Genomic DNA, 12,895 nt, shown 5'->3' on the forward strand with positions numbered 1-12,895 from the left:
CCCCAAACCGGACACCGACCCCTGGGCCGCCCGACTGAACGGACACCACACCCCACAACCCCCGCCGAAGACACACCAAGATGCGCGCGCTTTCAGGGAAAGTGCTGCCTCACACCGCGCCGAGACAGCAACTTCCCTGAAGTTGCTCGGATCTTGAGCGGCCGGCGGCCGGCGGCCGGCGAGCGATACCGGACGCTGTTGCCGAGGGACGCCAACGGCGACGCACCACCCAAGATCGCGCACGATCCAGGGAACAGGCCCCACCCAACGCGGACGAGGCCACTACAACCTGGATCGAGCACGATCATGGGGGACCCAGGCGACCACCGACCGCCGACCACCGCCCACCGCCCAAGGCGGCCACCGACCACCGACCACCGACCGACACGGGGGCGGGGACGGGTCAGGTTGCCTTCAGCAGGTCGAGGACTGCGTCTCGGGCGGTTATGGCGGCGGCCTCCGACTGTGGGGTGTGGTCGAGGATGTCGAAGCTGTGCTGACCGTCCGGTACCTCGATCACCCTGATCGGCCAGCCGTGCGCGGTCGCCGCCGGGAGGAACGCGTCGATGCCGGCCAGGACCGGTGGGATGTCCCGTCCGGCCCGGGTCAGGACCAGAGGTACGTGCGCACCGGAGTCGAGTGCGTCGACGGGTAGGAACCGGGTGTCGACTTCCCAGCCGGGGAAGGGGACGAGCAGCGGGTAGGTGAGCGCGATCCCGCGGAGCCATGGTGGTGCCGCGCGCAGCCAGTCGGCTGCGAAGAGGCCTCCGCCGGAGAAGAACCACAGCACCACGCGCTCGGGGTCGACGCGCGGGTCGGCGCGGACCTGCTCGACCATCGCGGCGATGTCGTCGGCTGCGGCGGGAAGGGCCGTCAGGTCGGTCACCTGGTAGCTGATCACTGCGGTGACCACGCCGCTGTCGGCGAGCAGTGCGCCGTAGCCGCGGTAGAGAAGCCAGTCGCGTGGGTCGGGCGCGTCGGGCGGCAGCGGGGCGCCGTGCACCACCACGACGGCGGGTGCGGGGTCGGCGCGGCTGGGCAGGTGCAGGTCGACGGTGCCGTGCCGTTCGACCGGCGCGGCAGGGGTGGACAGGACGAAGGGCCGTTGCGCGACGGGCGTCGTCATGGCCAGATGATATCGATCCTGTGCCTGCCCAGGTGCCCCGTCATTCGTCCACAGGGGTGGGTGGTCAGGCGGGGTCGCGGGGCTTTGCGCCGTCGTTGGCCTGGGCGTGCCGTTCCAGTAGCCGCTGCCGGATCTCCTCCGGGGTGTACGCGCGCCGGCGTCGTTCAGCGCGCGCGATGACCACGCCGGAAGCCGCGACGCCGGCGAGGCCGGCGAGCCCGAGAACCTTCCACCACCGCATTCGTTGCCGCATCGGCCTAGGCTAGTCCCTCATGAGCATCAGCCTGGATGAGGCCGTCGAGTTGACCCGCACCGGTGACGTGTGGGTGTTCCGGGGTCGCAGCGTGCCGGACCGGGCGATCCAGTTCACCACCAACAGCCCGGTCAACCACGTGGGAATGGCGGTGGTGCTCGACGACATGCCACCGTTGATGTGGCACGCGGAGCTGGGCAGGTCGCTGCCGGATCTGTGGTCGGGCACCCACCAGCGCGGCGTCCAGTTGCACGACCTGCGGGACGCGGTCTGCGTCTGGGCCAACCGGTACGGCCAGCGGGCCTGGCTGCGGCAGCTCGACCCGCCGGCAGACGGGGAGATGGAGCGCGCGGTGCTGCGGACGATCGCGCGGTTGGACGGCACGCCGTTCCCGTCGACAGCCCAGCTGGCGTGGCGGTGGGTGCGTGGTCGGGTGCCGGCGCTGCCGCGCCCCGGCCGCCTGGCGCTGCCGCGCCCCGGCCGCCTGGCGCTGCCGCGCCCCGGCCGGCAGGCACCACAGTCGACCCCGACCGCCGGAGCCGCCGGAGCCACGGGAGCCGCCCACGCCAACGGAGCCGCCCAGGCGACCCCGTCCACCCCGGCGGAGCGGGACCGGGCACTGGAGACGGCGTACTGCGCCGAGGTGGTCGCGGTGACCTACGAGGCGATGGGGTTGTTGCCTGCGGGGCGGCGTCCGAACTGGTACGACCCGGGGCGGTTCTGGAGCGGGGACGACCTGGGTCTGGCCGACGATGCCCGGCTGGGCGCGGAGATCGAGGTACGGGTACCTCCGCGTTGAGGTTGAGGTTTGACCTGGCCGGTGACCGGCAATTGCCCTTGCTGTGAACGCTCCCACGAATCTCGACACGTTGGCCGACTTCTTCGACCGGTACGGCGTGGCGCTGACCTCCGGCGATTTGCCGGCCCTCGCCGGCTGTTACGCCCTCCCGGGGTTGGTGGTGGCCGACACCTACAGTTTCTCGTTCACGTCACCGGCGGCGGTGGCGTTGTCCTTCGTGGGCGCCGCACCCGACTACCAGGAACGGGAGCTGATCGCGGCGCACGCCCGGATCGAGGATGTGCAGCCGTTGTCCGCGCTGTTGACGATGGTGGCGGTGGAGTGGGAGTTCCTGGACAGTCGGGGGCAGGCGGTTCCGGGGGAGCGGTACCGCTACCTGCTGCGGACCTCGGATGACGGGCCGGTCATCTGCACGGTCGTCCGGACGGGCTGACCGAGCGGGATCGTCCGCCGGGGCGGGCCGTTTTCCGTGGTGCGTCGGCCGGTCGGCCCGATCCGTACCCGCCTGGTTTCCGGTCTGGCCGGTGCTGGCTACGCTGTCGCGTCGGTGGGGACGAGGGGAGACCTGATGGCGGTGCGGCCGGACGGTGCGACAGGGACGCGGGCGGCTCGGGTGTTGGCATCGGTGCCGTGGGTCGTGGTGCTGCTCGGTGTGTGTGCGCTGGTGGTGCTCCTGGTGATCGCGCTGCTGTCGTTCCGGACCAGGGAGCGGGACGCCACACCGCAGTCCGCGCCCCCGGTGTTCCTGCCGACCGTGCCGGCGGCGGCGTCGGCGACGGGTGGGCCGACTCCGGGTGGCGTGGAGCGGCGTTCGGTGTCGCCTCGCCCGTCGCGCAGCAGTCGGACGCCGTCGCCGCGAGCCAGCGTGACCGGTTCTCCGACGCCGGGGCGGGCGAGCGCCCCGGCGGTGCCGGCGCCCCTGGTGGCCGAGACGGTCAGCGCCCGGTACCAGGTCGGCGAGAACGGCTGGGACGGGGACGCGGCGGTGTTGTCGATCGCGAACGGGTCGAGCCGGTCGGTGGACTGGGTGGTGGAGTTGACGTTCGACGACGACCTGTGGGCGCTGCGCCTCGCCGACGACTCGGGGGTCTCGGTGCGGGGGCGCGGAAACGGCGAGTTCGTGTTGCGCGGGACCCGTTCGCTGGACCCGGGTGGTTCGCGGACGCTGCGGCTTCGCCTCGGTTGGGGTGAGTCCGCCGAGCGGCCGCGCCGGTGCACGATCAACGGGATCGACTGCCGGCTCGGCTGAGCCGGGGTCGGGTCGGCCTCGGCGCTTCCCGGCCCGGCCGCCGGTCGCTACGCTGCCCGGATGGTCCGCTGAGGGAGGTTCATGTCCGGTAAGCGTCGCTTTCCGCGACTGTCGCCCGGTCCGGTCGCGATCGTGTCGTCGCCCTGGATCGTGGTGGGTGCTGGTGTCGTGGTGATGGTGGTCCTGCTCGTCGTGGCCGTGGGCACGTACCGGGGGCCCGATCCGGCGTCGGACGCCGCGTCGGCGCCGCCGGCGTTACCGCTGCCGTCGGCGGAGCCCGCGCCGAGCGAACCCGCGCGGGCGTCGTCGCCGGCAGGGGTGTTGCCGGGGTTGTCCGCGCGGGCGAGCGGGTTGCCGCCGAGCGCCGCGACGCCGTCGCCGTCGGTCGCCCACACTGTCGGGCCGACCGGTCAGCCGACGGCGACGCGGTCGCCGAGTCGGGCGGTGCAGGTGCAGCCGGCGGTGAGTGGGCGGTACCGGGTGGTGCAGAGCTTCGACGGGGGCTTCATCGGCGAGGTGTCGATGGTCAACGCGTCCGTGCAGAGCCGTGGTTGGACGGTGCGGTTGGAGTTCTCCGGTGGACGGTTCGTGACCGCTTGGGTGGAGGGCGTTCCCCAGGGGACGGTGCGGCAGTCCGACGACGGCTTCACGTACGTCAGTGGGGTGGACGTGCGGCCGGGTGGGTCGGTGTCGTTGCGGTTCCACATGGAGCGGGCGTCGAGCACGCCACGGTTGTGCACTGTCGACGGGGTGCGCTGCGGCGGGCTCTGAGCGGCGCTTCCGCAAGGTCTCTGCTCTGTTGCGACTGTGTTTGCAAGGTATTGCAGAATGTTTCGGCAAGGGTTAGCGTGCGGCCCATCCGCGACCAGAGGAAGGCGTCGATGAAACCCCCGCCGATACCGCGCACCACCCTGGCCCTCGTCTCCCTGCTCACTCTGACGCTCGTCGGCACTCCGGTCGCCGTGCCCCCGACCGCCGCTGCTGCCGCGCCGACCTCCGCCGGTGCGCCCCTGGCCGTCGGCGGTGCCGCCCAGTGGAGCACCGAACCCACCGCCGAGGCACTGCTGAAGGCGGGCGGCAACTCCGCGCGGGCCGAGCAGTTCTACTTCGTCCTGCCGGACCGGTTCGCCAACGGTGATCCCCGCAACGACCGGGGCGGCCTCACCGGTGACCGGCTGCGCACCGGGCTCGACCCGACCGACAAGGGCTTCTACCACGGCGGTGACCTCAAGGGCGTCATCGACAAGATGGACTACATCCAGGGAATGGGCACCACCGCCATCTGGCTCGCCCCGATCTTCAAGAACCGGCCGGTGCAGGGTGCCGGCGCCGACGTCTCCGCCGGCTACCACGGTTACTGGATCACCGACTTCACCGAGGTGGACCCACACTTCGGCACCATGGAGGAGATGAAGAGGCTGGTCAAGCTCGCCCACCAGCGAGGCATCAAGGTCTACCTCGATGTGATCGTCAACCACACCGCCGACGTCATCGGCTACGCCGAGGGCAGCAGGGCGTACGTGGACAAGGCGACCTCGCCGTACACCGATGCGCAGGGGCGGGCGTTCGAGGACCGCAACTACGCCGACGGCAGCCGCGCGTTCCCGCCGGTTGACAAGGAGTCCTTCCCGTACACCCCGGTGTTCGCCGAGCCGAAGGACGCGAGCGTCAAGGTTCCGGCCTGGTTGAACGACCCCACCATGTACCACAACCGCGGTGACTCCACCTTCGCCGGCGAGAACAGCGAGTACGGGGACTTCTTCGGCCTCGACGACCTGTGGACCGAGCGCCCCGAGGTGGTCCGGGGGCTGACCAGGGCGTACGGGGACTGGATCGGCGCGACCGGGGTCGACGGGTTCCGGCTGGACACCGTGAAGCACGTCAACATGGACTTCTGGCCGCAGTTCAGCCAGGGCATCGAGCGGGCCGCCGAAAAGGCCGGCAAGAAGGACTTCTTCATGTTCGGTGAGGTGTACAGCGCCGACCCGGAGATCAGCTCCAGCTACGTACGGCAGGGTGGCCTGCCGGCGACGATCGACTTCGCCTTCCAGGAGGCCGCGCGGGGTTACACCGCCGGTGCCGGCTCGGCGAAGGCGCTCGCCGACGTGTACGCCCGCGACGACCTCTACGCCGCCCGGGACACCGACGCCGGCCGGCTGCCCACCTTCCTCGGCAACCACGACATGGGCCGGATCGGCTCGTTCGTCGCCGGTGGTGGCACCGACCCGGCCAGCCACCTGCGCCGCGACCAACTCGCGCACCAGCTGATGTTCCTGACCCGCGGCCAACCGGTGGTCTACTCCGGTGACGAGCAGGGCTTCACCGGGCCCGGTGGGGACAAGGACGCCCGGCAGGACATGTTCGCCTCGTCGGTTCCCGACTATCTCGACGACGACCTGCTCGGCACCGACCGCACCCACGCCAGCGACCAGTTCGACACCAGCCACCCGCTGTACCGGACGATCGCCGAGCTGGGCCGGCTGCGCCAGGCGCACCCCGCGCTGCGCGACGGTGTGCAGGTGACCCGGTACGCCGCCGACGGCCCGGGCGTCTTCGCCGCCTCCCGGATCGCCCCGGCCGACCGGACCGAGTACGTGGTGGCGGTGAACAACGCCGACACCGCGCAGACTGTCACCGTGGACACCTGGTCGGCCGGCGCCACCTTCACCGGCATCTACGGCGGCAGCCAGAGCGTCACGGCCGGCGCCGACGGCCGGCTCAGCCTGACCGTGCCGCCGCTGTCGGCGGTGGTGCACCGGGCCGGCACGCCTGTCGCCCGCCCGACCGCCGCGCCGCGCGTCACCATCACCACCCCGGCCCCGGACGCGCTGGTCGCCACCCGGGCCGCGGTCACCGCCCAGGTGACCGGTGACCCGCTTGCCACCGTCACCGTCGCCGCCCGGGTCGCGGGCGGTCGGTGGACGTTGCTGGGCAGCGCCGACCACGCGCCGTACACCGTGCAGCACGACCTGACCGGCCTGGCCGGCGGCACCCGCGTCGAGTACAAGGCGGTGGTCCGCGACGGTCGGGGCCGCAACGCGACCGCCCGGTCCACGGCCGTCGTGGGTACGCCGGCGCAGGGCAAGTCCCGCGAGTGGGCGGTGGTGCACTACCAGCGTCCCGCCGGTGGGTACGACGACTGGAGTCTGTACGCCTGGGGGGACATCGACCCGGCGTACGTCACCGAGTGGCCCAAGGGGCAGCCGTTCGCCGGGGAGGACTCCTACGGCCGGTTCGCCTGGGTGAAACTCAAGCCGGGCGCGAAGTCCGTGGGTTTCGTGGTGGTCGACTCCGACGGCAACAAGGACGTCGCCCAGGACCGCAGCATCGACGTCACGGCCACCGGCGAGGTCTGGCTCAAACAGGGCGACCCGACGGTCTACCCGAGCAGGCAGGCGGCCACCGGTGAGCCGGACCCGGCGGTCGAGGAGGGCACCGCGGTGATCCACTACCGGCGGGCCGACGGCAACTACGACGGTTGGGGCCTGCACCTGTGGGACGGCGCCGCCAACCCGACCGAGTGGTCCGCGCCGCTGAAGCCCACCAGGACCGACGCGTTCGGGGCGGTGTTCCGGGTGCCCCTGGCTGCCGGCGCGACCGGGCTGAACTACATCATCCACCAGGGCGACACCAAGGACCTGCCCGGCGACCAGCGGCTCGACTTCGCCAGCGCGGGCCGGGAGGTGTGGCTGCTGGCCGCCACGCCGGGCCGGTTGCTGCCGTCCACGGCGACCAGCGTCAACGCGGACACCGACATCAGCAAGCAGAAGGCGCACTGGATCGACCGGTCCACCGTGGCGTGGCAGACCCCGCCGACCGACGGCAGGACGTACGCGCTGGTCGTCGCGCCCGAGGGCGGCGTCGGGGTGGTCGACGGGGAGCTGACCGGGACGTACACCACAGTGCCGCTGCGGGCGCAGCGCAACGGGCTCACCGAGGCGCAGCGCACGAGGTTCCCACACCTGTGGTCGTACCGTAGCTTCGCGCTGGACCGGGGCGACCTGGCCAAGGTCCCGGCGGCGCTGCGGGGGCAGGTGCTGGTGACCGAGCGCGACGCGGAGGGTGCCCTGCTCGCGGCGACCGGCGTGCAGATCCCCGGTGTGCTCGACGACGTGTACGCGCGGGCGACCGACGCCACCCTCGGGCCGACGTTCGTCGGGCGGACGCCGAGCGTCGCGCTGTGGGCGCCGACCGCGCGCACGGTGGCGTTGCAGCTGTTCGACTCGCCGACCGCCGCGCCGAGGACCGTGCCGATGCGCCGCGACGACCGCACCGGTGTCTGGTCGGCGCGCGGCAACTCCAGCTGGGCCGGAAAGTACTACCGGTACCAGGTGCGGGCGTGGCAGCCGGCGGCGCAGAAGATGGTCACCGCGTCGGTGACCGACCCGTACTCGGTGGCCCTCGCCGCGGACTCCACGCACAGCCTGCTGGTCGACCTGAACGACGCGGCGCTGGCCCCGGCGGGTTGGCGGACGCTGCGCAAACCGGCGCCGGTGCCCCCGGCGAAGGCGCAGATCTCCGAACTGTCGGTGCGGGACTTCTCCATCGCCGACGAGACCGTGCCGGCCGAGCGGCGCGGGACGTTCCTCGCCCTCACCGACCCGAAGACCGCCGGGATGACCCACCTGAAGGCGCTGGGCGACGCCGGTGTCACCCACCTGCACCTGCTGCCGGCGTTCGATTTCGCGACGATCCCGGAGAAGCGGGCCGACCAGCGTCAGCCCGCATGTGACCTGGCGGCGCTCCCGCCGGACTCCGCGGAACAGCAGAAGTGCGTGGCGGCGGTCGCCGAGACCGACGGTTACAACTGGGGGTACGACCCGCTGCACTACACCGTGCCGGAGGGCGGCTACGCCGTCGACCCGGCCGGCGCGGCGCGGACCACCGAGTTCCGGCGGATGGTCGCCGGGGTGAACGGCGCCGGCCTGCGGGTGGTGATGGACGTGGTCTACAACCACACCTCGGCCGCCGGTGTCGACGACAAGTCGGTGCTCGACCAGGTCGTGCCCGGCTACTACCACCGGTTGCTGGAGGACGGCGCGGTGGCCAACTCGACCTGCTGCGCCAACACCGCGCCCGAGCACGCCATGATGGGCAAACTGGTCGTCGACTCACTGGTCACCTGGGCAAAGCAGTACAAGGTGGACGGTTTCCGGTTCGACCTGATGGGTCACCACCCGAAGGCGAACATCCTGGCCGTCCGCAGCGCCCTGGACCGGCTGACCGTCGCCCGCGACGGCGTGGACGGCAAGGCGATCATGCTCTACGGCGAGGGCTGGAACTTCGGCGAGGTCGCCAACGACGCCCGTTTCGTCCAGGCCACCCAGGCCAACATGGCCGGCACCGGCATCGGCACCTTCAACGACCGGCTGCGCGACGCGGTGCGCGGCGGCGGCCCGTTCGACGCCAACCCGCGCGCGCAGGGCTTCGCCTCCGGGCTCTGGACCGACCCGAACGGCGACGCGGTCAACGGGTCGGCGGCCGAGCAGAAGGCGCGCCTGCTGCACGCCCACGACCTGATCAAGGTGGGGCTCACCGGCAACCTGCGCGGCTACCGGTTCACCGACACCGCCGGACGGCAGGTCACCGGCGCGCAGGTGGACTACAACGGCTCCCCGGCCGGCTACACCGCCGCTCCGGGGGAGGCCGTCACCTACGTCGACGCGCACGACAACGAGATCCTGTACGACGCGCTGGCGTACAAACTGCCGCAGGCCACCTCGGCGACCGACCGCTCCCGGATGCAGGTGTTGGCGCTGGGCACGGTGGTGCTGGGGCAGGGCACCGGGTTCGTCACGGCGGGCACCGAACGGCTGCGGTCGAAGTCACTGGACCGCAACTCGTTCAACTCCGGAGACTGGTTCAACCAGATCCGGTGGGGCTGCGAGCGGGGCAACGGGTTCGGCGCCGGTCTGCCACCGGCGCAGGACAACGAGGACAAGTGGTCGTACGCCAAGCCCCTGCTGGCGGACCCGGCCCTGGTGCCGGACTGCGCGGCGATCAACACGACCGACGCCCGCTACGCCGAGCTGCTGCGCATCCGGGCGTCGTCGCCGGTGTTCGGGCTGGCCACCGCCGAGCAGGTGCAGCAGCGGGTGGCGTTCCCGTTGTCCGGGGCGCAGGAGACGCCGGGTGTGTTGACGATGACGCTCGACGCCCGAGGGTTGGGCGGGCCGTGGACGTCGGTGACCGTCGTGTTCAACGGCACCCCCGAGACGGCCAAGCAGACAGTGGCCGAGCTGCGCGGAGCGGACGTGGCACTGCACCCGGTGCTGGTCGACTCGGCCGATCCGGTGCTGCGTACCGCCTCGTTCGACCGGGCGGCCGGCACGTTCAGCGTCCCGGCGCGCAGCGTGGCGGTGTTCGTCCAGAGGTAGTGACGTGAACCGGCCCCCTTCCGCGTGGTGCGGAAGGGGGCCGGTCCGTTGTGCTGGCGCTGCGCCACTGTCACCCGAGGGTGATCGATCAGGCGAAGCAGTTCTCGATGGTGCCGCCCGGGATGGCCAGGCAGTTGGTCGGACGGTTGGCGGTGATGGCGGACTTCTCGTCCACGTTCACGTCTCCGAAGAAGCTGAAGACACCGCCCGGCTCGAAGGTGGAGAAGTTGTGGGCGACCTTCGTCTTCGACAGGTTGACCTCGCCGAAGATGTTGAAGATGCCGCCGCCGACCCCGATCGGGCCGATGGCCCGGTTGCCGACGACCTCGCTGTCGCGCAGCGTGGTGACGCTGCCAGCGTTGAAGAGCCCGCCGCCGAAGAAGCCGGCGGTGTTGTCCTTGATGCTGCTCTTCTCGAACGTGACCGCGCTGTCGAAGGCGATGGCCACACCACCACCGACACCGGCGGTGCTGTTGCGCTCCACCGAAACGTTGTGCAGGTTCAGCTGGCTGTCCGCCGCCGCGAGACCGCCACCGGCGAGAACTGCGGTGTTCGAGACGAACTTGGTCTCGTACGCCGTGGTGTTGCCCTCGATGTCGAGGTAGCCACCGCCGAAGCCCAGCGTCTCGTTGTCGGTGATCTCGGTCTTCTTGAGCTCGACGGTCCCGCCGTCGACGTCGTCGGCGAAGATCTCGGCGGCGCCGTTGGAGATACCGCCACCACCGATGATGGCCGTGTTGTCCTTGATCTTCGACTCTTCGACCTTGAGCAGGCCGGCGTTGAAGACGCCGCCACCGAAGAAGAAGGCGGTGTTACGGGTGACGGTGCTGTGCCAGATCTTCGTGGTGCCGAAGTTGGCCACGCCACCGCCGTTGCCGCCCGACTGGTTGAGGACGACCTCGGACTCCAGGATCTCGGCGCTGCCACCCGGCTGGACCAGGATGCCGGCACCGTCGGTGGCCTCCGGGTACTCCACGAGCGGCGTGACGACACCCGCCTTCGCGGTCGGCGCGGCCTTGGGCGTCACCTTCGGCGTCGCCGTCAGGCCCGCCTTCGGGTTGGCCTGACGGGCGGTGAGCGCCTGGTTCAGCGGGACGCCCGCCTTCACCTGCGCCGCGATCGCCTCGGAGTCCGAGTACGACGCCCAGACGGCCGCCGGCTCGACGCTGTTGAACAGCTCCAGGGTCTGGCCACCCTTGATGGTCAGGCCCTTGATCGTGAGGTGTCCACCGGCGCCGACGTTCAGGATGCGGAAGTAGTCCGCGGTGGCTTCCCGGGAGATCGTCGTGTGCTCACCCTTGAGCGTGATGTGCTCGGTGATCACCGGGAGGCCGTTGCCCTCGTAGTCGTTGCGGGTCAGGTTGTAGGTGCAGCCCTTGGCCAGCTCCAGCACACCGCCGTTCTTGTTGTTGGCGAACACGATCGCCTGGATCAGCTTGTCGGTGTCGCAGGGCACCTCCTTCCCGCGCTCGTGGTCCTTGTCCTTGTCCTTGTCCTTGTTCCGGTCCTCGCCGTTGTCCTTGTCCCAGTCGCGTCCCTCGTCACCCCGCTGGTCGCCGTCCCTGCTGACCTGCGCGGTGTTCCAGTCGAGGCCGACGGCTCCGGCGCTGCCCGCGACGCCAACCGCCGCGAGACTGATCACGCCCGTCAAACCGGCTACGCCACTGGCGAGCCAGAGCTTGCGGCGGCGCTTGGCCGTCGCCCGCCCGGAGGCTTCGTTGTTCGTTAGGTAGTTGGACATCGGAGCTCTCTGCCCTCTCCTCGTACCAGACAGGGTCGCCGCCGTCAGACGGGCGTCCCCTGCTACAAATCGGTTGTAGCTCCCAAAACCACCGTATGAGAAGGTTCCTCGCCTCGCGGGCTTATCCGAAACAAGCCCACATTCGGTTCATGTTGCATCCGAAGGGGTCGGGACGCCCCGCCGGGCCCACTGCCGCCCAGGGCGGCCGTAGACCCCTCTTGACCTGCCAAAACGGGTACGCCCCTCCGGGCCGGCGACGGCGCGGAGAGGCGTACCTCTCTATGTGGTTCAGCCCCACCCGATCAGGCGAAGCAGTCCGCAACGTTGAAGCAGTTGGTCGGGCGGTTGGCAGTGACCGCGGACTCGTCGTCCAGCGTCACGATGCCGCCGGCGCTGTTGAAGATGCCCCCCGGCTCAAGGGTGGAGAAGTTGTGCGCCACCGTCGTCCGGTGGAGTCTGACCTCGCTCCCGTCGGCGTTGACGATGCCGCCGCCGCGGGCGGACGGACCGACGGCCCGGTTGCCCACCACTTCGCTGTCGCGCAGCGTGGTGACGCCGTCGTCGTTGTAGAGGCCAGCACCCCACAAGCCCGAGGTGTTGTCCTTGATCCTGCTGCTCTCGATCGTCGCGACGCTGTCGGAGCTCACGAACAGGCCGCCACCCTCGCGAGCGGTGCTGTTCCTGGCCACCGTGGCGTCCTTGAGGGTGAGCTGGCTGGCCGCCACCGCGACGCCACCACCCTCGAGCACCGAGGTGTTGTCACCGACCGTCGTCTGGTGCAGCGTCGTGGTGCCCTCGACATCCAGCACGCCGCCGCCGAAGCCGAGCGTCTCGTTGTCGGTGACCTCGCTCTTGTGGACCCAGACCGAACCGCCCACAACGCCCTCGCTGCGGATCGCCGGCGCGCCGTTGGAGATGCCACCGCCACCGATGATTCCGGTGTTGTCCTTGATCTTCGACTCGTCGACCTGGAGTACGCCGGCGTTGAAGATGCCGCCGCCGACGAAGAAGGCGGTGTTGTGCGCGACCGTCGTCTTGCTGAGCCTGGTACTGCCGAAGTTGGCCAGCCCACCGCCGTTGCCGCCGGACTGGTTGTAGAGCAACTCGCTGTCCAGGATCTCCGCGCGACCACCGGGCTGCACCAGCACCCCGGCCCCGTCGGTGAACCCGGGCTGCTCGACCAGCGGCGTCGCCGCCGACCCGGCCGGGGCCGGCTTGGCCGCTACGGGCTTGGCCGCTGCCGCCGTGGTTGCCGCTGCCGCCTTGGTTGCGGCCGCCTTGGCGGGCTTCGCTGCCGCCTTGGCCGCTGTTGTCGCGGCGGGCTTGGCTGCCGCCTTGGCCGCCGGTGCC

At 70.9% G+C, this 12,895-nt stretch carries 9 protein-coding genes; 5 read left to right on the forward strand and 4 right to left on the reverse strand.

What is annotated here, in order from left to right; genetic code table 11:
- Window positions 1-403: 403 nt before the first annotated feature.
- Together LADH09A_RS31485 and LADH09A_RS31490 are read right to left on the reverse strand one after the other, a co-directional pair.
- Window positions 404-1,126, reverse strand: a complete 723-nt coding sequence (locus tag LADH09A_RS31485) for a dienelactone hydrolase family protein (RefSeq protein WP_238649303.1) — start codon at window positions 1,124-1,126, stop codon at window positions 404-406.
- A 64-nt stretch (window positions 1,127-1,190) separates the two neighbouring features.
- Window positions 1,191-1,379, reverse strand: coding sequence for a hypothetical protein (locus LADH09A_RS31490; RefSeq protein WP_238649304.1), 189 nt, complete (start codon window positions 1,377-1,379; stop codon window positions 1,191-1,193).
- Window positions 1,380-1,398: 19 nt separating this feature from the next.
- Between LADH09A_RS31490 and LADH09A_RS31495 the strand changes: the two genes are divergently transcribed.
- From LADH09A_RS31495 to pulA, 5 genes are all read left to right on the forward strand, one after another.
- Entirely contained in the window at window positions 1,399-2,178 is a 780-nt protein-coding gene (locus LADH09A_RS31495) for a hypothetical protein (protein WP_238649305.1), read from the forward strand.
- 43 nt (window positions 2,179-2,221) lie between these two features.
- Window positions 2,222-2,611: a DUF6841 family protein gene (locus tag LADH09A_RS31500; protein ID WP_238649306.1), complete on the forward strand. Its 390-nt coding sequence runs from the start codon at window positions 2,222-2,224 to the stop codon at window positions 2,609-2,611.
- A gap of 135 nt (window positions 2,612-2,746) precedes the next feature.
- The gene (locus tag LADH09A_RS31505) at window positions 2,747-3,427 is read left to right on the forward strand and encodes a hypothetical protein (RefSeq protein WP_238649307.1); all 681 of its coding nucleotides are present in this window, start codon (window positions 2,747-2,749) and stop codon (window positions 3,425-3,427) included.
- An 81-nt stretch (window positions 3,428-3,508) separates the two neighbouring features.
- Window positions 3,509-4,198 (forward strand): cellulose binding domain-containing protein, encoded by a 690-nt coding sequence (locus LADH09A_RS31510; protein ID WP_238649308.1) that lies wholly within the window; start codon window positions 3,509-3,511, stop codon window positions 4,196-4,198.
- Between the two features lie 110 nt (window positions 4,199-4,308).
- The gene (gene pulA, locus LADH09A_RS31515) at window positions 4,309-9,804 is read left to right on the forward strand and encodes a pullulanase-type alpha-1,6-glucosidase (protein ID WP_238649309.1); all 5,496 of its coding nucleotides are present in this window, start codon (window positions 4,309-4,311) and stop codon (window positions 9,802-9,804) included.
- A gap of 88 nt (window positions 9,805-9,892) precedes the next feature.
- Here the strand turns inward: pulA and LADH09A_RS31520 are convergent, their stop codons facing one another.
- Window positions 9,893-11,545 (reverse strand): hypothetical protein, encoded by a 1,653-nt coding sequence (locus tag LADH09A_RS31520; RefSeq protein ID WP_238649310.1) that lies wholly within the window; start codon window positions 11,543-11,545, stop codon window positions 9,893-9,895.
- Between the two features lie 302 nt (window positions 11,546-11,847).
- The coding region (locus LADH09A_RS31525; RefSeq protein WP_372492395.1) for a right-handed parallel beta-helix repeat-containing protein at window positions 11,848-12,895 on the reverse strand (1,048 nt) is incomplete at its 5' end.

This window comes from Micromonospora cabrerizensis, from assembly GCF_022230955.1.
In the GTDB taxonomy this organism is placed as follows: Bacteria; Actinomycetota; Actinomycetes; order Mycobacteriales; family Micromonosporaceae; genus Micromonospora; species Micromonospora cabrerizensis.

What these genes read in the sequence shown, in the direction of transcription:
- LADH09A_RS31520 (WP_238649310.1), bottom strand. Translation starts at nt 11,545, where the DNA reads ATGTCCAACTACCTAACGAACAACGAAGCCTCCGGGCGGGCGACGGCC.
- pulA (WP_238649309.1), top strand. Translation starts at nt 4,309, where the DNA reads ATGAAACCCCCGCCGATACCGCGCACCACCCTGGCCCTCGTCTCCCTG.
- LADH09A_RS31510 (WP_238649308.1), top strand. Translation starts at nt 3,509, where the DNA reads ATGTCCGGTAAGCGTCGCTTTCCGCGACTGTCGCCCGGTCCGGTCGCG.
- LADH09A_RS31495 (WP_238649305.1), top strand. Translation starts at nt 1,399, where the DNA reads ATGAGCATCAGCCTGGATGAGGCCGTCGAGTTGACCCGCACCGGTGAC.
- LADH09A_RS31485 (WP_238649303.1), bottom strand. Translation starts at nt 1,126, where the DNA reads ATGACGACGCCCGTCGCGCAACGGCCCTTCGTCCTGTCCACCCCTGCC.
- LADH09A_RS31490 (WP_238649304.1), bottom strand. Translation starts at nt 1,379, where the DNA reads ATGCGGCAACGAATGCGGTGGTGGAAGGTTCTCGGGCTCGCCGGCCTC.
- LADH09A_RS31505 (WP_238649307.1), top strand. Translation starts at nt 2,747, where the DNA reads ATGGCGGTGCGGCCGGACGGTGCGACAGGGACGCGGGCGGCTCGGGTG.